This window comes from Gloeocapsopsis crepidinum LEGE 06123, assembly GCF_015207655.1.
GTDB lineage: Bacteria > Cyanobacteriota > Cyanobacteriia > Cyanobacteriales > Chroococcidiopsidaceae > Gloeocapsopsis > Gloeocapsopsis crepidinum.
Genome location: NZ_JADEWN010000054.1, coordinates 22,572 through 43,646 on the forward strand (window position 1 = coordinate 22,572; position 21,075 = coordinate 43,646).

Annotated in this window: 22 protein-coding genes; 8 read left to right on the forward strand and 14 right to left on the reverse strand. The window is 41.2% G+C overall.

Annotated elements, in window-relative coordinates:
• Positions 1 to 25: 25 nt before the first annotated feature.
• From IQ230_RS19085 to dprA, 3 genes are all read left to right on the forward strand, one after another.
• The gene (locus IQ230_RS19085) at positions 26 to 796 is read left to right on the forward strand and encodes an SAM hydrolase/SAM-dependent halogenase family protein (RefSeq protein WP_228055138.1); all 771 of its coding nucleotides are present in this window, start codon (positions 26 to 28) and stop codon (positions 794 to 796) included.
• Between the two features lie 37 nt (positions 797 to 833).
• The gene (locus tag IQ230_RS19090; protein WP_193933840.1) at positions 834 to 1,493 is read left to right on the forward strand and encodes a DUF2301 domain-containing membrane protein; all 660 of its coding nucleotides are present in this window, start codon (positions 834 to 836) and stop codon (positions 1,491 to 1,493) included.
• A 232-nt stretch (positions 1,494 to 1,725) separates the two neighbouring features.
• The gene (gene dprA, locus IQ230_RS19095; protein WP_193933841.1) at positions 1,726 to 2,829 is read left to right on the forward strand and encodes a DNA-processing protein DprA; all 1,104 of its coding nucleotides are present in this window, start codon (positions 1,726 to 1,728) and stop codon (positions 2,827 to 2,829) included.
• Here dprA and IQ230_RS19100 read toward each other — a convergent pair.
• The 5 genes from IQ230_RS19100 to petC form a co-directional block, all read right to left on the reverse strand.
• The gene (locus tag IQ230_RS19100; RefSeq protein ID WP_193933842.1) at positions 2,826 to 4,013 is read right to left on the reverse strand and encodes a diguanylate cyclase domain-containing protein; all 1,188 of its coding nucleotides are present in this window, start codon (positions 4,011 to 4,013) and stop codon (positions 2,826 to 2,828) included. The genes dprA and IQ230_RS19100 overlap by 4 nt on opposite strands.
• Positions 4,014 to 4,041: 28 nt before the next feature.
• Complete coding sequence (locus tag IQ230_RS19105; RefSeq protein WP_193933843.1) at positions 4,042 to 5,022, reverse strand: sensor histidine kinase; 981 nt, start codon at positions 5,020 to 5,022, stop codon at positions 4,042 to 4,044.
• Between the two features lie 6 nt (positions 5,023 to 5,028).
• The gene (locus tag IQ230_RS19110) at positions 5,029 to 6,177 is read right to left on the reverse strand and encodes an FIST signal transduction protein (RefSeq protein ID WP_193933844.1); all 1,149 of its coding nucleotides are present in this window, start codon (positions 6,175 to 6,177) and stop codon (positions 5,029 to 5,031) included.
• Between the two features lie 604 nt (positions 6,178 to 6,781).
• Complete coding sequence (petA, locus tag IQ230_RS19115; RefSeq protein WP_193933845.1) at positions 6,782 to 7,762, reverse strand: cytochrome f; 981 nt, start codon at positions 7,760 to 7,762, stop codon at positions 6,782 to 6,784.
• 91 nt (positions 7,763 to 7,853) lie between these two features.
• Positions 7,854 to 8,393: a cytochrome b6-f complex iron-sulfur subunit gene (gene petC, locus IQ230_RS19120; RefSeq protein WP_193933846.1), complete on the reverse strand. Its 540-nt coding sequence runs from the start codon at positions 8,391 to 8,393 to the stop codon at positions 7,854 to 7,856.
• A 231-nt stretch (positions 8,394 to 8,624) separates the two neighbouring features.
• Between petC and IQ230_RS19125 the strand changes: the two genes are divergently transcribed.
• Positions 8,625 to 8,939: a DUF3067 family protein gene (locus IQ230_RS19125; protein WP_193933847.1), complete on the forward strand. Its 315-nt coding sequence runs from the start codon at positions 8,625 to 8,627 to the stop codon at positions 8,937 to 8,939.
• Positions 8,940 to 9,085: 146 nt separating this feature from the next.
• Here the strand turns inward: IQ230_RS19125 and IQ230_RS19130 are convergent, their stop codons facing one another.
• The 5 genes from IQ230_RS19130 to IQ230_RS27745 form a co-directional block, all read right to left on the reverse strand.
• Positions 9,086 to 9,418 carry a tRNA-binding protein gene (locus IQ230_RS19130; protein ID WP_193933848.1) on the reverse strand — a complete coding sequence of 111 codons (333 nt, stop codon included), beginning with the start codon at positions 9,416 to 9,418 and terminating at the stop codon, positions 9,086 to 9,088.
• Positions 9,415 to 10,233, reverse strand: coding sequence for a twin-arginine translocase subunit TatC (tatC, locus tag IQ230_RS19135; protein ID WP_193933849.1), 819 nt, complete (start codon positions 10,231 to 10,233; stop codon positions 9,415 to 9,417). Before tatC ends, IQ230_RS19130 begins: the two co-directional genes overlap by 4 nt.
• A gap of 161 nt (positions 10,234 to 10,394) precedes the next feature.
• A complete protein-coding gene (locus tag IQ230_RS19140; RefSeq protein ID WP_193933850.1) occupies positions 10,395 to 11,267 on the reverse strand; it encodes a hypothetical protein in 873 nt (290 codons plus the stop codon).
• A 280-nt stretch (positions 11,268 to 11,547) separates the two neighbouring features.
• Positions 11,548 to 11,832 carry a Precorrin-3B methylase gene (locus IQ230_RS19145; protein ID WP_193933851.1) on the reverse strand — a complete coding sequence of 95 codons (285 nt, stop codon included), beginning with the start codon at positions 11,830 to 11,832 and terminating at the stop codon, positions 11,548 to 11,550.
• Positions 11,833 to 11,903: 71 nt separating this feature from the next.
• Positions 11,904 to 12,557 (reverse strand): TetR/AcrR family transcriptional regulator, encoded by a 654-nt coding sequence (locus IQ230_RS27745; RefSeq protein ID WP_193933852.1) that lies wholly within the window; start codon positions 12,555 to 12,557, stop codon positions 11,904 to 11,906.
• Positions 12,558 to 12,685: 128 nt separating this feature from the next.
• Here IQ230_RS27745 and IQ230_RS19155 point away from each other — a divergent pair, with 128 nt between their 5' ends.
• Positions 12,686 to 13,678 (forward strand): Rieske 2Fe-2S domain-containing protein, encoded by a 993-nt coding sequence (locus tag IQ230_RS19155; RefSeq protein ID WP_228055139.1) that lies wholly within the window; start codon positions 12,686 to 12,688, stop codon positions 13,676 to 13,678.
• A gap of 102 nt (positions 13,679 to 13,780) precedes the next feature.
• Here the strand turns inward: IQ230_RS19155 and aqpZ are convergent, their stop codons facing one another.
• Both aqpZ and IQ230_RS19165 read right to left on the reverse strand, forming a co-directional pair.
• Complete coding sequence (aqpZ, locus tag IQ230_RS19160) at positions 13,781 to 14,554, reverse strand: aquaporin Z (RefSeq protein ID WP_193933853.1); 774 nt, start codon at positions 14,552 to 14,554, stop codon at positions 13,781 to 13,783.
• A 347-nt stretch (positions 14,555 to 14,901) separates the two neighbouring features.
• Complete coding sequence (locus IQ230_RS19165; protein ID WP_193933854.1) at positions 14,902 to 16,380, reverse strand: AAA-like domain-containing protein; 1,479 nt, start codon at positions 16,378 to 16,380, stop codon at positions 14,902 to 14,904.
• Between the two features lie 256 nt (positions 16,381 to 16,636).
• Between IQ230_RS19165 and IQ230_RS19170 the strand changes: the two genes are divergently transcribed.
• On the forward strand, positions 16,637 to 16,933 hold the full coding sequence (locus tag IQ230_RS19170) for a DUF3288 family protein (RefSeq protein WP_193933855.1): 297 nt from the start codon (positions 16,637 to 16,639) through the stop codon (positions 16,931 to 16,933).
• Between the two features lie 19 nt (positions 16,934 to 16,952).
• On the opposite strand, the gene IQ230_RS19175 is transcribed toward IQ230_RS19170, so the two are convergent.
• Together IQ230_RS19175 and IQ230_RS19180 are read right to left on the reverse strand one after the other, a co-directional pair.
• Positions 16,953 to 18,359, reverse strand: a complete 1,407-nt coding sequence (locus IQ230_RS19175; protein ID WP_193933856.1) for an MlaD family protein — start codon at positions 18,357 to 18,359, stop codon at positions 16,953 to 16,955.
• Between the two features lie 450 nt (positions 18,360 to 18,809).
• A complete protein-coding gene (locus tag IQ230_RS19180; RefSeq protein WP_228055140.1) occupies positions 18,810 to 19,667 on the reverse strand; it encodes a helix-turn-helix domain-containing protein in 858 nt (285 codons plus the stop codon).
• 82 nt (positions 19,668 to 19,749) lie between these two features.
• Between IQ230_RS19180 and IQ230_RS19185 the strand changes: the two genes are divergently transcribed.
• Together IQ230_RS19185 and IQ230_RS27965 are read left to right on the forward strand one after the other, a co-directional pair.
• Entirely contained in the window at positions 19,750 to 20,613 is an 864-nt protein-coding gene (locus IQ230_RS19185) for an alpha/beta fold hydrolase (protein WP_193933857.1), read from the forward strand.
• Between the two features lie 188 nt (positions 20,614 to 20,801).
• On the forward strand, positions 20,802 to 20,981 hold the full coding sequence (locus tag IQ230_RS27965; RefSeq protein WP_193933858.1) for a nucleotidyltransferase domain-containing protein: 180 nt from the start codon (positions 20,802 to 20,804) through the stop codon (positions 20,979 to 20,981).
• The last annotated feature ends 94 nt before the right edge of the window (positions 20,982 to 21,075 follow it).

Sequence of the window (21,075 nt, forward strand, 5' to 3'; positions counted from 1 at the left end):
CGTAACTCGAATAGAAATACTGTGTATGTTGACATTGCTGACTGACTTTGGATTAACTGATATATATGTGGGTGTAATGAAGGGAATAATAACTCAAATCAACCCTCATATAAATGTCATTGATCTTACACATCAAATTCCTCCTCAAAATATTGCAGCAGCAAGATTTTGCTTAATGAATGCTTATACTTACTTCCCTAGTGGAACTGTTCATCTTGGTGTTGTCGATCCTGGTGTGGGTAGTACGAGACGAGCGATCGCAGTAGAATTTGCCACAGGGTTTTTAGTTGGACCTGATAACGGAATATTTAGTGGTGTATTAAGTCAAACTCCAGCCTTAAGCGCGGTAGAGTTAACTAACTCGGATTACTGGCGAGTTGTCCGAAGTAGTGCAACGTTTCATGGTAGAGATATCTTTGCACCTGTTGCAGCGCATCTTGCTAGTGGAGTTTCGCTTGATGACTTGGGAGGCGTCATTGACGTTGCATCATTGGTAAAGTTGGAAATACCAAACTCCACTGTTATGGACACAAGTATTCAGGGTTGTATTCAATATATTGATGGTTTTGGTAATTCAATTACTAATATTCCTGGCGATGAGATTGTTGGTAAACAGTGGGCTGTTATCGCCGGAGGAGTAGAAATACCAGGAGGTAGGACGTATAGCGAACAACCGCAGGGAAGTGCGATCGCTCTTATTGGTAGTCATGGTTGGATTGAAATTGCAGTTAATGGTGGTAGTGCGCGATCGCAGCTACACTTGGATTATTTAGATCCTGTTCAAGTCTTGTTTTGAGTTAGGGTGGAATTGAACACATCACGGTCGACGACATATGACTCAACATGTATCTGAATCAATCGTTTACCAAGGTCAATTTGGTGAATTCACAATTAATGAGGGCGATCGCACTGGTGTTATTGTCTATCGCACAGGGTTAATGGTAGCTGCATTGAGTTTTGCACTTGGTAGTGCTTTAGTATTACTGAATCACAACGCAGTGAATTTACAAATTTTAACTCCTTTATTTGCTTGTTTTTGCATAGCATTAGGCGTAAGCCTGTTTACAATTCATATTTATTTAGCAGCACTGCATCGATTACTCCAATTTTTTTGGGCAATTGGCACGTTATCTGCTGTGTTTTTTGCAGTTTCTAGTGTTGAACCTTTGGCACTCACAATCTACAATTATCCGACGAGTTTATTTGGTGTTGGTTTCGTTTTCGCTGCTTTGACGGGCATTTACTTTAAAGAAGCCTTTTGTTTTGATCGTTTAGAAACAAAAATTTTAACGCCATTAGTACCCATTTTATTATTGGGTCATATATTACAAGTTTTGCCTGTGCAGTTGGAACAAATAATGCTAGCAGGATGGGCAACACTGTTTGTTGTATTTGCCTTGCGTAAGATAATGCAACCTATCCCTCCAGATATTGGAGATAAATCAGTTTTTGTTTATTTAAAACAACAGCGTTTTAAAAGTTCTGAGTTTTGAGTTAGCCCTGTAGATAAATATATGGGATTGAATTCATAACTTTGTACAGATTGGTAAAGGCTTAAAAATATACCGTACTTTATGAAGCGATCGCAGATATTAACCCACAATGTTTAAAAACAGTATGAAGAAAACAAAAGAATAGTGACAAGGAAATAGAGGCTAGGAAAAGATAGAGAGTAGGAATTTTGAACCTAATTTATTTTAAGCTTCTATCCTTGAGGAATAAAGATTGTTAGCTGAACGTGCTTACTGGCTTGCTTGGTCACAAATTAGTGGAGTTGGTCCAGTTTTGTTGCAACGATTGCAACAGCATTTTGGAACTTTAGCGACAGCATGGGATGCGAAAGAACACGAGTTACAGCAAGTTGAAGGTTTTGGAGTTCAGACAATTGCAGCAGTCAGTGCAGGGCGATCGCATCTTCACCCAGAACAGCTTTTACTCGAACACCAACAACAAAACATCAATTTCTGGACACCTGTTGATACCGATTACCCTCAATTATTGTTAGAAATTCCTAGTCCACCACCAATATTGTACTATCGTGGTAATGTCGAGCTTCAGGAAAATTTTGGGCAAAAATCCCTGATTAGTATTGTCGGTACGCGCAATCCTTCAGAATATGGCAAGCGGTGGACGCGCAAACTGAGTACTGCTTTAGCAAGAAATGGGTTTACAGTTGTTTCCGGTTTAGCAGATGGAATTGATACCGAAGCACATCACAGCTGCTTAGCAGCTGGAGGCAGAACAATTGCGGTATTGGGGACTGGTGTTGATGTTGTGTATCCATCCCGAAATCGCGATCTTTATCAGCAAATTCTCTATCAAGGGTTAGTTGTGAGCGAGTATCCTGCTAAGACACCACCAGATCGCGCTCACTTTCCTCGTCGTAATCGGATTATCGCAGGTCTGACTCGTGCAGTATTAGTTCTAGAAGCACCGACACGTTCAGGTGCATTAATTACTGCACATTATGCAAATGAATTTTGTCGCGATGTTTACGCATTACCAGGTTCTTTAGATAATCCGCGATCGCTTGGCTGCTTGGAATTATTACATAAAGGCGCTGGAGTTATTTTAGGCGAAGATTCTTTACTAGAAATGCTAGGCTCAATGCCACAAATTGATCAGGCACTACCTCCAGCAACACAACTACCAGAATTAGCACCAGAGTTGGAGACAGTCTTTAGAGCAATCGCTGCTGAATCTATGCCATTCGACTTGATTGTACAACAAACTGGTTTCTCGGCGAGTCAAGTTTCGAGCGCACTTCTACAACTAGAACTTGTCGGGCTAGTGTCTCAATTACCTGGAATGCGCTATCAGCAGTGCTAAGGCGTATAAACACTGTATCGATTGCGTCCTTCCCGCTTCGCCTGATATAGCGCTTTATCTGCAAATGCAATTGCAGTCTTCCATGAAGTATCAAGTTGTGGTACGGTGCAGGTAATTCCTAGACTTAAGGTGACGCGATCGCTCACTAATGATTGGTTGTGGGGAATATTGAGGCTGTAAATTTCAGTTACGATTGCTTCTGCAACTTTTTTAGCTCCTTTGATTGAAGTGTAAGGCAATGTGACGGCAAACTCTTCACCTCCATATCGAGCAACTAAGTCTGTGGGGCGGTTTAAGACAGAACTAATTGCTTGAGCAATTTTCCACAAACATTCATCGCCTGCTTGATGTCCATAGTAATCGTTATAAGGCTTGAAGTGATCGACATCAATTAAAATCAGCGCTAAAGATTGCTGTTGGTGTGCCAAAAACTGCCACTGTTGCTGCCAATACTCATCAAAGCGACGGCGGTTGGCAACGAGTGTTAAGTTATCTACAATTGCTAGTCGGAGTAGTTCGCGATTTGCTTCTTCTAAGGCGGCTGTTCGTTGGGCAACCTTCATCTCAAGGGTGTATGTATACTCTTCTAACTGGAGTTTAACTTGCTCTAAGCGATCCAGAGTGTGGGCGAGTTCAAGTTGCTGTTGTTGAATTGTGTTGATGTCTCGGTAAGAACGCAGTGCTGCAATTACTGTTGTTAATAGTTTTTGACGAGTGAGTTCTATTTTGAGTTTATAGTCATTGATATCGTAATTTAAAATAACAGATTCTTCAGGAGCTTCGCCAGGATGTCCTGTGCGCAAAATAATACGGACATGCTGATTTTTGAGTTCTTCGCGAATATACTGAACAACTTGCAATCCAGCATCGTTCGTTTCCATCACTACATCTAGCAAGATTAGCGCAGCATCAGAGTGAGCGATCGCTAGTAATTCTTTCGCCTCTTTACCTGAGTACGCAGACAAAAATGCGAGTTTTCTGTTCTCAAACTGAACGTTATTGAGTGCCAGTTGCGTTGCTCGATGCACATCAGGTTCGTCGTCTACAATGATGACATTCCAACTATTTGGAATTGGCGTCTGCGCCGCTGTCCCAGTTTCATCGCCAAAGCAGATCTCATCATCCTGCAAGAAAATGACATCTTGTTGAGATTGATTCTGCAATTTAGGGTTGGTAGGAAACATCAATGGCTACTATTGTTAAGTTGAAGGCTCAAGTCACTGAAGTAGGAAGTTCAATTGTAAATAGCGTGCCCTTCCCCACCTCGCTTTGAACAGCAATCCTGCCTTGTAATTTTTGAGTAACTAGGTTGTAAGTAATATGCAATCCTAATCCTGATCCTCCTTTCTCTCTGGCAGTTGTAAAAAAGGGTTCAAAGATTTTTTCTAAGATTTGTGTAGGGATACCACAGCCGTCGTCGCGGTACTGAATCACGATTTGGTCGTTATATTTTGTCACATCAAAACGCAAATGACCTTTTGCTTGTTGTGAGTAGCCATGAATCAGTGAATTTGTCATTAAATTAGTCACTACTTGAGCTAATGCACCAGGATAGCTGTGAATCGCGATCGCATCGTTGCCTTCAATTGTTACGGTGTGTAAGTCTTTTCTAAATTGAGGAGAAAGACTGATCGCTACTTCCTCAAGGTAATGCTTAACAGAAAACGTGCGTTGCTCTAGGCTTGATTGATCGACAGCAACTTGTTTGAAGCTTTGCACCAATTCACCCGCACGATTGAGGTTATTTAAAATTAAGTTAGTACTTTCTTTGGCAATATCTAAGTAATTATTTAATGTCGAACGCTTGAGTTGTCCTGTCTTGACTGTCATCATAAGCGATCGCGTTTCATCCATTAAAGTTGAGGCAAGGGTGACGCTAGTTCCGACTGGAGTACTAATTTCATGGGCAACACCTGCAACCAAACTACCTAAAGCAGCCATTTTCTCAGTTTCGACTAGCTTATCTTTCATCTTCGTCAGTTCATTAAATGCTTGTTCTAAATCACTACTCTTTTTTTCGAGAATACTTTGATATTCTTGCAAGTCGCAAATGACACGTTTGAGCAGAAATTCCTTGCTACGATTCGTTGCTTCTAACCTAGCGCGATCGACTTCCGAACGTTCTAACTTCTTTTTAAGAATGCGGATTTCTTTATTTAGTTGTTTAATCTCAAGCTCAAATTTTGGAGACATAAGCTATCATTGGCTGCCAATCAATAAAGTGACAAATGTCGTATTGTGGAAAAAAGTTTGTCCTGTGTCGCTCAGTGGTGCAATCTCTCCATAAGTGTAAAAACCGCACCCTGTTATGACTTGTTTTGAGGAGTGAGCGATCGCTTGGTATTCTTCATTTGCCCGTGTACCTAAAATGTGCCGTCGCCAAGCACACGAGAAAAATATTGCGGCGTCTGGTGCTTGACCAGGATATTTTGCCCATGCTTCTGTAGAAGCCGTTTGTGAAGCCATAACAACATCATCAATAGAAGCATCTGTAATCTGCACAACCGAATGCTCAGGGATATCTCCTGAAACAGTAATGCTACCTCGTTCTAAATCGTGACCTACTGATCCTCTTAAAAAAAATTGCTCTTGACCAGGTGGAAACACAGCAAGTGGGTAAACAGCATCAGGCGCTGAATTGTTTAAATAATAGTGATAGAAATCTAGAGCGGGCTTACCATCAATTTCATAAATAATATTTTTGTTGACTTTCGTAATGAGACTGCGTTTGCCAATAGGACGCCACCCACCCGCCACACCATAGGAAAAGAATAGTTTTCCGGCAACAAGAAGTACAGGAACTGCGTCACTCAAAACCTCTGTGTTGAAGAATTGATAAGTACGTTTGTATTGCCATTGATCTGCAGCAGCGCCACCAAAGATCGGGATTGTTCCTAAAGCTGCTTTTAGCCCTTGCAAAATCGAAACTGTGGAGGTAGTTAAACTCTCTGGCACAGTAATACACAATTGAATAGGTAAAGTGAGGCGGTGTTTTGCCGTTTCAACTGCTTGTCGAGCGATCGCCTCTGGGTTTTGAGACACATTGCGCCCAATAGATGCTCGAAATTCTATATCGTCTGCACAAAAAAGCATCAGTGTCAGCGAGTCTTGCTGAAATTCTAAAACTGAGGAAATTTCACCATCTGTTGTTCCTCCAATCAATTCAATCTTAGGAAAGGCTTCATTAATCTGTTGCAGAATTAAATGATGATCGAAGTCGATTGCAGCAAATAAAAGTCCTGCTTGTGGTGTCTGGTCTGCTAGAGTACTCTGACACTGTTGTATAACTTCCTTGACAGCTTCTAGCGAATCAGGATCGCTACTATGACCAATCGCTACTTTTAACATTGTTAATAAACTGCTGTGATCGCAATGTAAACTTTAGCTATCAAGTAAGTCGAGTAGGGGTAGGTATCTTGCCTGCCCCATAGTGTGTATTTCATTTGTTAACTACTTAGATACCTTCACAAGACTATAGTTCCCCAAAACATTGAGCAGTTATCATTAAGCACACTTGAAATATAGAAAAAATTATCGAAACTTGCGATCGCATCTGATTTTTTACATTAAGAAATTTTGTTATGTCATTTCACGAGATGGCAGCTAACAATAAATTTGTCCCTATTTCTGAAGCTACTTGTTTGTAACCAAATTAAAGTTGAACGATCTCAAGTTAGCGTCCTACTGACAAACATTGTGTGTTTTTTTCGATCAAGTTTTATGGGTACAAAAGACTTCTGATATACAGACTAAAAACTCTTCCTACCCGTTTATAGAAGTCTAAGAATTAGAGTAATGGAAATAAAGTTTAGGACATTCTAGAAGCTTAGAGCCAATACCTCAACTAGCTTTTAGTCCTAACTTCTGACTCCTGCTATAGTTCAAACTACTGAAATAAACAAAAAGGACAGGCAAAACCCGTCCTCAAAGGAGAATTCAATTAAACTCAAGTTTAGAAATTCATTTCTGCTGCTTGGACTTTCTCAACTTGCTTTTTCTTCAGTACTAATAGTACTTGACATAGCATAATTGCGGCTAAAAATGCCATCAACCATTGAATTCTTGCGGCACTTTGGAGCACAATTTCACCGTCGTCTTGACCAAAGCCACCCACGTTCGGGTTATCAGTCAAAGCATCGCCAGCTGCTACTGTTTGTCCTTCAAAGACAATCAGTTTTGGTCCTAGAGGAATTGTCTCAACTACTGTTTCACCTGAATCAGCATTAATGGTGACTTGGTACTGTGTTGTTCCGTTTTCATCAGTGCTTTGAGCAATTTTAGCAATTGTCCCTGCTGCCGAGGCATTGTAGACCGAGTTATTACTTTTCTCGCCTGTCGGATAAACTTGACCTCGTCCGCGATTACCACCTACATGAACAGGATATTTGCCAAAGTGAATATTTTTGTCTGATCTTGGATCAGGTGATAATACTGGAAAGACGATTTCTTGATACTGCTCGCCTGGTAAAGGTCCAACAATGACAATATTGTCTTTATCTTCGCTGTAAGGCTGGAAGTATAGATCGCCGACTTTTTCTTTCATCTCCTCCGAAATGCGTTCAGGAGGGGCAATCTTAAAGCCTTCCGGTAACATCAATACTGCGCCTACATTTAAGCCACCCAGAGAACCGTCGCTGAGTACCTGCTGAGTGTTTGTATCGTAGGGAATTTTCACAACTGCTTCAAATACAGTGTCGGGAAGTACAGATTGCGGTATTTCTACTTCTGTGGTTTTAGCAGCTAGGTGACAGTTAGCACAAACAATTCTCCCTGTAGGTTCGCGAGGAGTTTCAGGATAGGTTTGCTGTGCCCAAAAAGGATAAGCAGCAGCTGACTGGGGAAGCACCAGATCGCTTGCTAGCAGGAAGGTGACAGTAGCGATCGCGATAACTAGCGTATTCACAATCGCTTTTGTTGATAACACTTTTTTCATCAGTAACCAAACACTTAATTTGTGACGAAGGTGCAAATGTATGGATCAGTGGCTAGTATTTAGTGGCTAGTCACTAGAACGCGGCACTTTTTTAAGTCCACCAAGGCGATTCACCAGTACGAAAATCTGTTTCAGTCCAAGGCGTGATGGAAATTTTATCGTCTTCTGGCTTGACATGCACGAGTGCTAACGATAGTGGTGCTGGACCGCGGACAACTTTGCCAGTTTCATCGTACTGCGAGCCATGACAAGGGCACTTAAACTTGTTTTCCGCTGCATTCCAAGGAACAACACAACCGAGGTGGGTGCACACCGCGTTCATTCCATAATCGCCAATTGCTTCTTTACTTTCAACGACTATGTAAGTCGGATCGCCTTTAAGTCCTTGGGCGAGTACGCGATCGCCTGGATTGTGCGTTTCTAAGAAGTTACTGACGCTAATATCGTTACCTAGCGCGTCTTTTGCTTTTACACCACCACCAGCACCACCACTGCTAGGCGGAATAAAGAACTTCACGACCGGATACAATGCTCCTAAAGCTGTTCCGGTGATCGTACCAAAGGTGAGCAAGTTCATGAATTGACGACGCCCCATATCGGGTACGTCCATGGATTTAGACATTTGAGCCATAATTTCTGCGCTTTGCTTGTATCTTTGTTAACAACGCTGAGATTTGCTCCCAGAACCTCACTTATCCTCTGTTGAAGTCGGTCTACCACGACTTACTACAACTTTCAAGTCCCTCTTTTAAGAGTTTTTCCAGCTTTTTTCAGAGGCTCATTACATTTCTTTATATTGGTATCATAACTGAGTTACGCAGCTTTACTTTATAACGAAATGTAAAAGGTCATTGGCAACAAAATGACAGGCAAAGAGTTACGCCAGCTATTGTTGAATAAGTGGGGGCGATCGTACGACGTCCAACTACGACGTGTTCAGGGCAAAGTTTTTTTGCAGGTGATGTGGAAGTACTTAGAACAAGCGTCTTTTCCTCTCACTGAAGCAGAATATCAGGAGCATATGGACGCGATCGCCAATTATCTTCATGCTTTAGGTGGAACGCAGCAAGTCCAACAATTTATTGCCCAAACTCGCGAACGTCCTCGATTAGGTAAAGCCGTGAGTATTCCTCTAGATTTAGACCTGGGCGAACGTGCTTCGGAATGGCTACTGTAGAAGAGGTCGGAGGTCAAGTAAAATTTAGTTGAAGCAATGATTCTGGTTTCCTCTATAACGTCCCAACTATATTGACTGTTACTATATAAAGTCCGTAGGCGAAAAGCTTATGTAGGCATCTTGCCTGCGGCAGGCGAGGGAAGAAATTATAAAACTCTGTCACCAAGAGGAACATTGCGATCGGGCTGAATGAGTACAACTTGCCCATCGTCTAAGACAACGCCCAAAACTAACACTTCTGACATAAAATTTGCAACTTGACGCGCAGGAAAATTGGTGACAGCTAAAACTTGTTTACCTATTAATTCTTCGTGACAATATTTTGTGATTTGAGCGCTAGATTTCTTAACTCCTAACGCGCCAAAATCGATCCACAGTTTATAAGCTGGTTTTTTAGCTTCTGGAAAATCTGCAACTTCTAACACCTTACCAACGCGAATTTCTACTTTCTCAAAATCGCTGTACGTAATTTCTGTCATTTTCCAATTAACTTAACAGCACCAATGCCACCAAAGTAAAGCCCTAATACTGCGCCAGCCAATAAGCTTTGTGTCAGAGGATCAGTTGAGGGTGTTAATACTGCGCCTAAGATGACTCCACCTAAAATAACGTAGCGCCAACCTGACAGCATCTGTTGAGAAGAAACAATGCCTAATGCCCCAAGCAACAGTTGAATCACAGGAATTTGGAAAGCCAAACCAGTGCTAAACAATAGTAGCAGCACGAACTCAAAGTAGCGGTCAATCGACCACAATTGTTCTACAACATCAGCACCATAGTTAATAAAAAACTTCAATGCAGCAGGAATGAGTGCTATGTAAGCAAAAACTAATCCAGCAGCAAACAACACTGTTGAACCTAAAACAATTGGTGCAACTAAGCGGCGTTCGCGACGTGTTAACCCTGGTAAGACAAACTGAATAACCTGATAAAGCACAAATGGGCTAGCTAAGAGTAACCCACTATATCCCGCTACTTTGATAGAGACAAAAAAGTATTCTCCTGGCGCTAGCTGCAGAAACTTCACTCCTTGCGCTGGAACTTCAAGCAACTGCACAATCGGCTTAACAGCTATAAAGCAGCCAATCACACCCAACACTACAGCAATTAACGAATAAAAAATCCGCTGTCGTAATTCCTCTAAGTGATCGAACAGCGACATCTCTACTTCATCAGGCAACTCATTATCGTAGTCTGCCAAATCCTGCTTGTCTATCTCAGGCTGGGTTTCCTGTTCCAAGTCAGTCGTTGGATCGGGCATAGTTGCACTATCTAATTCTGAGGGCGGCGTCATGAGTCAGCTTCATCGCAAGATTTATTGACTATTTTATCTGTCAGACAGAAGTTCGTAGCCACAACCTACAACACGAGTTTGCTTTGTGCGGACAAACTCTGAGTAATTATACTATGACTTGTTTGTGATATAGATGTAGCAATTTCAGGTAATGCTTGATTTTACTGGGGTTGACCGTTCTTATCTAAATAACCCTGTTGCGTCAAAAATGCTTTTAAAGCCGTTGGAAAATTAGGATACTTACCAATCTCTCGATCTTCTTGATAAATCGTCAAGCCCCAATCAGAAGTGCGATCGTAGTTAGCAAGCATAAATTTCCAGCCTTGTTCGTATTCTCCTAGAAGTAACTTTTGTGCTACATATCCAGCTAAAATTCCATTGACTTCATACTGTTCTTTTTTACTTTGTAGAAATGCTTGATACATTTCCCAAGCATGAGACCTGAGGTGCTGAGTATAGCTACGAGTAACATCTTCAAATTTGCCATTTGTAAACGTATAAATTTGAGATGGCGGAAAAGAGCCAGCATAAGAACTGAAGGCATAAAGAAAAGAATTATCTACACTCACAAATTCAAAATTTCCATCTCTATTTAAATCTTGAAAGCTTCCTCCACGACTATCGAGAAAACCTGTTTCTGACTTAACGAGTTGATTATTTTGTTGTGTGTAAATGATATAATTAGTACAACAATGAGCGCCACCACTAAATGTTCTAACGATGACCTCAGGTGTTCCATTACCATCTAAATCTTTCAGAAAAACACCACCAGTAAATTGAGTAAAAACACTAGAGCTTAATTGAGAAACACCATTGTATGAAATTTGATAGTGTAAATTATCAATTTCATCAAATTCTTCTTTTTTGTTATAGCTAACAGTAACTTCTAGCTTGTCTAAGCTTAACTTTTCATTTTTGAAGGAAGTAGTATCATAGTCTATATCAATTGCAGTTTTAGCAATTACTGGATTTGTCGTAAATAATAAAGTTAAGAAAATAAAATAACTACTTATTTGCTTAATCAGGCTATTCATAAAGGCGCAAAGCAGAACTATATAAATAATAGTTATTCAAAGATATTTCAAAGTTGGATAATCGTCAGCTGTACAATTACATAATTGATAAAAGTCCTCCTGCATGAATTATAGATGCCCTCCGACTGAAGTCGGGGCTATTCAAACTAAGTGTACCTTCGTGCACGACAATAAGACTTTTAAAAGTAAGTCCACAGAGGTAGACCTTATTTGTTTAGCTGCGAATTCATTCACCTAGCATTCTTGATATGTTGATATTGACTAGCGATCGCCTCAAGCTTCACTTTTTCTGACTCTGCTTTGACTTACTTTGTGGAGGAGTTCTATGTGCGCCAAAATATTTTTCACTGCGGTAACGCAGCCAAACTCTTAATACTTGGGGAATTTGGTCTTTTTGCTCTGGTGTTAGAGTGTTGTAGAGTTGCAAAGCGCGATCGCGTTCGTGACGACAAGCTGCATTGTTGTGTGCATCCCAATAACTCCTCGCTACACGAATCCGACGACAAACTTCTTTAATCAGTGCTTCTTGAGTAAGGGGAGTCTCTTTATCTTTTTTAGTAGGCATTGATGTCAACGCTTAAGCATACATATTCATCTTATGATGGTGATTGAAATTGCAGCTATGCAATCGTCAATTTATGGCGTTTTTCTCACTGCTGCCAAAATAAACTCAATTGCTGCTTGAGTATGCTGTTCTACCATTTCTGAACTCAGGCGATCGACCTCTGGAGTCAAGTGCTTCCAGTTTTCTTGCACTGTGAAGTAGAAAATACAAACACTTAAGATATGAGTCAGTGCTAGAAAGGGATCGAGTGTCCGAAAACACCCTTCTACCATGCCACGTTCGAGAATATTAAGTAAATACTTGTGCAAACTCGATACGTTAGCTTGCTTGAAATACAAACCCTGATTTTGACTTGCTTCTTGAAACCACAACATTTGGCGGTGCAGATTCTTAGCTTCATAGGCGATCGCAGTACGAATGACTTGTTTGAGGGCATCTTTTGGTGGCAAATAATCGAGTTCCAGTTGATTCACCATCGAGTGAACTTCATCAATCGGACGCTGCAAAACTGCTTTATACAATCCCTCTTTGTTATCAAAGTAGTAGTGAATCATTGCAGTTGTAATCTTGGCACGAGTTGCGATCGCACTCAATCGCGCACCGTGTAAACCATGCTTAGCAAACTCAACTTCTGCTGCATCAAGAATTTGTTGCTGTGTTACTTCAGCATCCCGTATCTGACGAACAGATTTAGTAACACGCTTAGTTCTAGGTGACTGCGCCACAGCATCACATCCGTAATTTGCTTGTTTATGATAGCAAGAGAGTAGTTTGTTGTTGAGAATATCCCAATTGACTCAGTTATGTCTTTAGTTATAAACTAATTAAAAAATTAATTAGTAATAAGCTATATATGACCATGCTGCAAGGCGCACCCTGGCTATTAGCACATCGCTCCATGCTTAAGCCAAATCAGCCAATGAAGGTTTCGCTCTATGGCAACGATTATGTTCTCTGGCAAGATAGTTTAGGTACAGTAAGTTGTTTACCAAATGCCTGTCCGCATATGGGAGCAATGCTGTCAGAAGGATGGTGTATTGCCAAATCTGATGGTAGTGGTACAGTAGCTTGTCCGTTTCATGCGTTAGAGTTCGATAGTACAGGCTGTACAGTTTTACCAGGTGCTAACAAGCCAACAAAACCTTTGCTGCAGCCACTAGAGTTAATTATTCAAGAAAACTTTATTTGGACATACGGTGGACAAGAGCCAAAAATTCCTATTCCAATTGTCCTGAATCAGATAGCAGGTGAATTTGAATTAATTGGCTATACAGGAGAGTTTAGTGTTAAAACAAACCTCCTCAGTATGCTGCTCAATATGCACGATTACAATCATCAAAACGGTACACATCGCCCATTATTTGAGATCGAAGAAGTACAGTTTAAGCAGTTTCTTGACAACGGACATCACTCTCACGCTTACTTTGATATGCCTCGGACTCAACCTAAACTGCGCGATCTTCTCAAAAAGCCTACACTTCTGGTGTTGCCAAAAGTCCTTCAAGTTCACTTGGAAAACTGTTTCCCTTGTTTAGTCATTGTTCACGTAGAAAGTCCAATTGCAAGTATCAGAGAGTGTCACGTATTTGTTCCCGAAGCCTCAAGCGTGACTCGCACTTACGTTCTCATGTTTGCAAAAATTCATCATCCTTTGGCGTATCTCATCAAGAAGAAATTTCTACCATTGGCTGAAATCGTTGTCAGGCAGGATGCTGACATTTTAGAAAAGCTTTATACCAACACAGCACAGCATATTAAGCTTAACAATGAAGTAGGAATAGATTGGGTACGCAGAAATTTTGAGAGTTTTCCTCAAGTAGTAGAGCCAAATCTATCGCGATGCTGAACTGATTAGAAGCAAAAACGGCAGAGATGAATCACTTCGCCGCTTGTACTGTAAATTCTGGTTAACTAATTGTAGAAAAAATCTAACTTACTGACTCAACAACTAAACAGGTTCTCTAACCCGTGGTGATTCTTCTACAACTGATTCACTAAAAACAGTCAGATAAAGCCAGCCAGCAAGTAACGCTCCCAAAATAGGAGCAACCCAGAATAACCATGCTTGACCAAGAAGCGCTCGACCAGCAAAGATAGCTGGCCCTAAGCTGCGTGCGGGGTTAACTGAGGTATTAGTCACTGGAATGCTAATCAGGTGAATGAGTGTCAAGCCAAAACCAATTGCTATAGGTGCGAGTGCTTTAGGGGCGCGGTTATCAGTTGCACCCAAGATAATCATTAAAAACATGAAAGTCATCACAACTTCGGTGATAAAAGCTGCCCATAGATTATAGCCACCTGGCGAATGCACGCCGAATCCATTTGTTGCTAGTGGATTAGAACCTGTAAGTGTAAAGTTTGAGTTACCAGTAGCAATTAAATAAACAACTCCTGCTCCGACAATCGCTCCAAATACCTGCGCAATAATGTATGGCAGTAATTCAGAGCCAGGAAAGCGCTTACTTGCCCACAATCCAAACGAAACCGCTGGATTGAGATGACAACCTGAAATATGACCGATCGCATACGCCATCGTCAATACAGTCAAACCAAATGCAAGCGATACTCCCACAAAGCCAATTCCTAGTGGAAAAGCTGTGTTGACACCAATTGTAGAACTATCAGCCGTGTAAGCTGCAGAAAGTACTGCACTACCACAACCGCCTAGTACAAGCCAAAAAGTGCCTATAAATTCAGCAATACAACGTTTTGTCAGATTCATTTAGTAGAACTCCTTTAATCGACCAAAGAAGGCAATATAAGAATGGCAGCATTTACTATAGGAAAGTTAAGAAGTCTGTCTAATGCAGTGTTAAAAATTGCACCATTCGTATAGGTTGAATATTCTTTTAGCTAGGTAAATTAATCAAAATAAACATAAGATATAGTATGGACTAGGCAAGATGCCTAGCCGAAACTAACTTTACATTTTATTCAATTAACTTACTTAACTCAAGTTTGACATGTCTTTAGTTTGCTTCAGATTAAATCGGAAAGATAAGCAAGTTATAAGGCATTTATAAGAAAAAAATTTAATATTCTAAAAGAAAAATACTGCTCAGCTTTTAGTCAGTACGTACAATAATCAACGCTTTTGAGACTTAAATTCTTCTTTTTAAAGAAGTTGTAGTATAAACGGCAACGCAGTGTTGCACAATCACCTTCCAATCTTACAATTCCTAAACTTTCTAGCTTGTAGGCAACGCTAGAATCAACAACAATTGCCTCTTGAGAGTTTATCAATTGCTCGATAGTTAATAGTAATGAACTGTCTGCTTGAAGAGCTAGCCAAATATATCGTAAATGATTCTGATAAGTTCCTGCTAGTGTTGTTGCTTCTCTTAGCAATTGTTGTACTTGGTAAGTGAAAACCTCATCTGTTGACGCTGAAGGAATAGAAGTCGCAAGGTGATAAAAAGCAAGTTGGATAAGAAAGGGATGTCCCCCCACCCAATCCATAAGTTGTTCAACGAGAGAGGAATTTTCCCAAGGCAATTGATAGGATAAAGCCAGCCTTTGCACTTCCTCAAGACTAAATTCAGAAAGACGAAGTGTAAGTCCTGTATTCAATCGTAACTGGTGGTGGAAATTGAGAGATACACAAGTATCTGTTGAGGATACTAGAACCAACCGCAAGTTTTGTAAAACTTGATCGTACCTAGCCTCTTCATTTAGCGATCGCAGCAAAGGTAAGAACTCGCGATAAACATCAGGATATTCAAATAAGCAATTAATTTCGTTCAAAGACAAAACCAACGGCTGATTAATTTGCTCTAAAAGATGATGCAAGTAAATAATAAAACTAACTTTACAACCAAGTTCGCAGTCCCAGTAACGCTCAAAACAGCATTCAGTTTGCAACTGCAAACTGATAGTTTTACACATCCAACGCAACAACCTGTCTAAATTTGACAGAATACTTTGATCGGCTTGTTGAAAATCAAGGTGTACTGTATGATAACCGAGTTGCTTAGCTTGATGCAGAATCCGTAATAATAGAGAACTTTTACCCATTTTGTGGGGGGCTTTAATCCAGATTAAACTTCCAGGCTGGCGCAGTTCTGCATAAGCTTGAGTTTGGATAGCTAAACGCTCAATATAGAATTTAGAGTCCAAAGGAAGTGGACTACCTGGATACTGAGGTACATCAATTTTGGATCTTACTTGTCGCACGTCTCTGCAGCGATCGCGATCAATCGAATTAGACAAAAATACTCCTGTGCCATCCAAAATCTGTTGGTGCTTGATGGCAACAGGTGTAGCCTGATGGTGATGAAAAAGGCTAAAGTCTAAAGGCTCTAGTGTTAAATTCAGGGCTTGAAAAACTAAACGAAGCGATTCTTGATCTACACCAATTTGCGCTTGCAAGATTTTGCGCACGGTAGCAGCATTTAATCCTTGAGGTTCGATGAGTTGCGTTTTTTCGGCAATTCGGCGCGGCGTTATCTTTTCGCCATCTTCAGTAGTAAGCTGCTCAATTTGAGCGTATAGCTTCTGTAGTCCTGTATGTGTGAGGACTGTCCCTCGATATCGTTTAGGTTTGTGCAATTTTTGCTTCCAGATAAAGATAAAATTTCGAGTCAGAAGATAAGGCTAGTGAAATGCTCGTGGTTAGTTATAATTTATTTTTCAGCTTTATTATTAGGATTTCCAGTTAAATTAAGTAAATTGACTTAGGCAAAGTTACTACTAAAGATTATTAAACTAGAAAAAAATAAAAACTTTATAAGAAAAAAATCTGAAAAGGGTAAGTGAAATGACTAGATGACAGCACATACTCTCCTCTAGTGACTCAGTAGCAGTTATGACAGAATCAAAAAATAAAGATCAACAGCATCCGCTCTATAACCAAGACCGTGCCCTGATTAGTTCTTTACTGACTGCGGCGCCAAGTGATTTGAATTTAGCGGAACTTTCACGAATGCGCATTCGTTATAACGGTTTTCCTGGGGCGCGAGATCTCCAAGCTGATTTGGATCAAGTTATGCAAAGATGGAATCTAACCGAAGTAGAACTTTTTGAAAAGACTCGTCAGCTTCATGCCACTCAGTCAGTGTACGTTAGTCGTGGCAATAAAAGCGAGACAGAAGACTGGAGTTAAGTAGGTGGGCATCATTAGACTACTCTATTGACAAGTCAAGCGAACTTTCGAGCGAATCAAAATTCTGTGGATTAGGTAAAGCTTGTGTACCTGCTGTTGTTGCAGCATCAGGCGATCGATCTAATAAATCCTCAAGCCTTTGTAAAGCTGTCACAGTTGAACGATCAACCCGAACAGTTTCATTTTTTGTCGGATCGGGATTTTTGAGGTTTGCGTTTTTCACAGTGTTGGATACAGAGTCTAAAGTTTGGGCGACTTCGATTTGCTGTTGTAGTTGATCGCTAGAAGACACCAAACCACTCAACCCGTTAATAAGCCGCCGCACATTCTCACGAAATGCTGGATCTCCTGTTAGTTCATCTAAATCAGAAGTAATTTTCTGTGCATTCTGAAACGTTACTCTAGCAGAATCTAAAGTTTGTTGGAGTACGAGAACATTGGTAGGAGTATTCAGAGCATCAGAGATATCACGTAAATTTGCGGATGCTTGTGCTGCATTCGCTGATAATGTTTCCAAATTTTGAATGAGTTCTCCTTGCGTGAAGCGATCAACGGTAGGTGAAAGCGCACCAACAGTAAGACGTAGTTGTTCGCTACTTTGGTCAATATTTTCTAAAACTCTCACCAGTGTTGTGCGGTTAGTTGTAACTAAATCATCAAGATTAGTAACGAGGCGATTTACTTGAGTTGTCGTTAAGCGAATTTGGTCGGCAGTTGCACCAAACTGTGCAGCAGTTCTTGTTGTGGAAGCTGTGATTTCATCTGCTGCTCGTTGTACCGAGTTGGCTGTGGCTGATAAACTGCCAATTTGTTGTTGTGTTGCGCGTGTCAAGCTAGAAAGTTCGCGTGTCAGTTGTGCAACTCCTGCTGCTGCTTCTGAAGCATTTTTGGTTGCTTCGTTAACAGTATTAACGAAATTAGGATCGCTGTAAGCCGTTGTAAAGCGGGTAGTAGCAGAGATCAGTTGATCGAGACTAATACCAATTTCACCTTGTAAACGAGCACCATGACAAACAATTAACGTGCGATCGCAATTGGGATCGAGGGGTAACGCACTAACTGCGCCGGTTGGCAGTGTTTTTTGTGGTGTAATATCAACGCTGACTTCACTAATCAAACCTGATTGATTAGCAGCAATTTGGACATCACGTGGAATAATCAAGTTAGCTGGAGTAATTTCTACACTGACTTCGACACCATTAGGACCAGGACGAATCGCAGAAATGTTACCAACGCTGACGCCACGATAGCGCACAACTGCGCCTTCTTGCATCCCACCAACATTTGCAAACTCAATTATTGCACTGTAGCTGCGTCTACCGAGGGTAACTCCTCGTAGCCACAAAACCAATCCAATAAATAAACCTACTCCTAGGAGTAATAACAACCCTACAGAACCTTCTCGAACTGAACGCGATCGCTGCATCTTTTTATCCCCCTGCCCTTACTGTAAACTGCGTTACACAATTTTGAATTCTAGGTTTTAAATTTGAAACACTGTCTGAGATCGAGTCCGGTTCATGAGTTTCTAATTTCCGAATTTATGTACAAAGCCTTAGAATTCCTCTACTCCTGAGTATGAGTGGCTCTCTGCAAAGCAGGAAAGCTTTTGATAGAGAAAAAGCTGTGTTTGACAAGGATTATAGGTCATTAATATATGGCAGGGATGAATCTAATGCCAATTTTCTCAAATGAGGCAACAGAGGTTATCAGAAGTAAAGTGTGTTCACGCGCAAGAGATTCAATAGAGTGAAGACGACTTCTTTTGAGCAGCTTGCATGAATCAGTCACGCAGCGGCAGTTTAAATCTGTGGGAATGTGAGAGAAGTTAAAGGGCGATCGCATCTAGTTGGTCAAGCGGTCAGGCGCAAGGAATTTAAGAGTGTTTCCAGTTTTGCTCGGTTGCCTCATCTGCTGGAAATAAACACTCAATTCGTAGTTCCTGAAGGGTGATGTCGTAGGGAGTACCCAACGTTGCGATCGTCGAGAAAAATTGCCAACTGAGATCGTTTTGTTTGAGGTGAATGGTGAGGAGCAAAGTATTCTGTGCGGCTCGGTTTGAGGTGTGCCAAATCTCAGAGACACCAGGATAACTCATCAGTTCGTCGAACAGCAAAGTGGACTGTTCGCTCTCGCCGACTGAGTTTGCCTCTCGATGCATCCGCCCAAGTAAATGTCCTGCAAATTCTTGCCAGTTGGCGATAAATGGACGTAGCCCCTGTGAATGAAATACCACCCGCATCAAATTGATTTTTCCGTCAATGCAGAAAAGGGTTTGTAATCTGCTTGGGTTAATAAAAGTAGTGAGGAGTCGATTGGCTCCATTGTTGGTCAGTAGTAAATTCCAGTAGCGATCAACCACGATCGCAGGTAATGGTTCTTGCTGTACCAGCAAGAAATCGAGTGCTTTGCGAATTGAGGTCATTTCGGGAGCGGATAGATCAGTTTCTGTGTGAATGGGAGCAAATCCCGCCACCGTCAACATTAGATTTTGCTGCCTTAAGGGAATTTCTAAAACAGTCGCTAATTCTAGAACCATCTCCCGACTGGGTTTAGCTCGACCCGATTCAAGAAAACTGATATGCCTCTGCGATACTTCACTTTCTAAAGCTAAATCGAGCTGACTGAACCCTCGTTGAGCGCGCCATTGTTTGAGAAGTGTTCCAAACGAGTGAGCTTCGCTGGAATTAGAAACCATTGAACGTCGTTGCATAGTAGGAATAGCTTGAGACAATGGATTTGATTACCTTAGAAGTAATTGTTTTTATTATCTCCCTTTGACACGATCGTGACATACGTACTCACAGGGAAGAAACATGATTCAGTCAATTGATCGATCGGCAAAAACAGTTTTACCTAGTTTATTTAACCTGCGATGCGATGATGGCACTCGTTTATTCTACAAAGACTGGGGTACAGGTAAGCCCGTTATCTTTATTCATGGTTGGGCACTTAATGCCGATATTTGGGAGTATCAGATGACCGAATTGGTCAACCGAAATCTGCGCTGCATCGCTTACGACAGGCGTGGTTGTGGACGCTCTAGCCAGCCTGGAGGAGGCTACGATTTTGATAGACTTGCTGACGATCTGGCAGCACTAATCGAACAGCTTGACTTACACAAGGTGACATTAATTGCTCACTCGATGGGAGGTGGCGAAATCGCTCGCTATCTGTCGCGTCACGGTGACGATCGCATTGATCGCGTTGTGTTCGTTGCTGCGACCACTCCTTTCCTCTTGAAGACGGCAGATAATCCAGATGGAATAGACAAGAGCTTTTACGATAACATGATTGCCGAGGTGAACAAAGATCGTCCGCACTATCTTGCTACCGTTGCACCCACATTTTTCGGTGTAGACCTGCCGAATTCTGTTTCGTCTGAAATGATGCAATGGGCAGTAGGACTGGCACTTCAAGCTTCCCCAAAAGCTTCAATTGACATGATTCGTGCGCTTTCGGAAACCGATTTTCGAGCTGATCTGCGTAACGTCACCGTACCGACGTTGATTATTCATGGCGATCGCGATAAGTACGTACCCATCGAAGTTTCTGGATATAAGACCGCGCAGTTAATACCGAATAGTCAACTCAAATTTTATGAAGGTGCAGCACACGGTTTGTTCATTACCCATAAGGATCGTTTCAATCTCGATTTACTGACATTTATTCAAGGCTAGTTGGTTCGTGTCAATTCTACAAAATTGTCATACCAATTCACAAAAAAACATGATGTTGCAGTCAAATAATGTTCCTGAAACAAACTCATTCAAACTGATGAAGCCCTTGTATTTACTACTCACGATGACTGGATGGTTGAGAGTTTCTCTGTTGTGGATGTTCGTCTACATTGGATTGACCTATTGAAATGAACTGTCACCATATTGATCTGATATATCAGCTATTCTCAGAAGCGGACAAGGTTGGTCTGCCTTTATGGCTGCAAGGTGGTTGGGCTATAGATGCAAAATTAAATCTTATAACGCGCGAGCATGATGATATTGATATTGCCTATCTCACATCTTGCACCTATCAGGAAAACCACTAATACATGAATAAGTAGTGTAAGAAAGTGACAGCAGAAGCGGAAATTCGCTTTTGTGGCAGAGAGTAATTCAGAAAACTTGATTTGTAGAGAAATT

Bases quoted from the DNA above. Each gene is read 5' to 3' on its own strand.
- IQ230_RS19085 (WP_228055138.1), top strand. From the start codon at position 26: ATGTTGACATTGCTGACTGACTTTGGATTAACTGATATATATGTGGGT.
- IQ230_RS19090 (WP_193933840.1), top strand. From the start codon at position 834: ATGACTCAACATGTATCTGAATCAATCGTTTACCAAGGTCAATTTGGT.
- IQ230_RS19100 (WP_193933842.1), bottom strand. From the start codon at position 4,013: ATGTTTCCTACCAACCCTAAATTGCAGAATCAATCTCAACAAGATGTC.
- IQ230_RS19105 (WP_193933843.1), bottom strand. From the start codon at position 5,022: ATGTCTCCAAAATTTGAGCTTGAGATTAAACAACTAAATAAAGAAATC.
- IQ230_RS19110 (WP_193933844.1), bottom strand. From the start codon at position 6,177: ATGTTAAAAGTAGCGATTGGTCATAGTAGCGATCCTGATTCGCTAGAA.
- petA (WP_193933845.1), bottom strand. From the start codon at position 7,762: ATGAAAAAAGTGTTATCAACAAAAGCGATTGTGAATACGCTAGTTATC.
- petC (WP_193933846.1), bottom strand. From the start codon at position 8,393: ATGGCTCAAATGTCTAAATCCATGGACGTACCCGATATGGGGCGTCGT.
- IQ230_RS19125 (WP_193933847.1), top strand. From the start codon at position 8,625: ATGACAGGCAAAGAGTTACGCCAGCTATTGTTGAATAAGTGGGGGCGA.
- IQ230_RS19130 (WP_193933848.1), bottom strand. From the start codon at position 9,418: ATGACAGAAATTACGTACAGCGATTTTGAGAAAGTAGAAATTCGCGTT.
- tatC (WP_193933849.1), bottom strand. From the start codon at position 10,233: ATGACGCCGCCCTCAGAATTAGATAGTGCAACTATGCCCGATCCAACG.
- IQ230_RS19140 (WP_193933850.1), bottom strand. From the start codon at position 11,267: ATGAATAGCCTGATTAAGCAAATAAGTAGTTATTTTATTTTCTTAACT.
- IQ230_RS19145 (WP_193933851.1), bottom strand. From the start codon at position 11,832: ATGCCTACTAAAAAAGATAAAGAGACTCCCCTTACTCAAGAAGCACTG.
- IQ230_RS19155 (WP_228055139.1), top strand. From the start codon at position 12,686: ATGACCATGCTGCAAGGCGCACCCTGGCTATTAGCACATCGCTCCATG.
- aqpZ (WP_193933853.1), bottom strand. From the start codon at position 14,554: ATGAATCTGACAAAACGTTGTATTGCTGAATTTATAGGCACTTTTTGG.
- IQ230_RS19170 (WP_193933855.1), top strand. From the start codon at position 16,637: ATGACAGAATCAAAAAATAAAGATCAACAGCATCCGCTCTATAACCAA.
- IQ230_RS19175 (WP_193933856.1), bottom strand. From the start codon at position 18,359: ATGCAGCGATCGCGTTCAGTTCGAGAAGGTTCTGTAGGGTTGTTATTA.
- IQ230_RS19185 (WP_193933857.1), top strand. From the start codon at position 19,750: ATGATTCAGTCAATTGATCGATCGGCAAAAACAGTTTTACCTAGTTTA.
- IQ230_RS27965 (WP_193933858.1), top strand. From the start codon at position 20,802: ATGAACTGTCACCATATTGATCTGATATATCAGCTATTCTCAGAAGCG.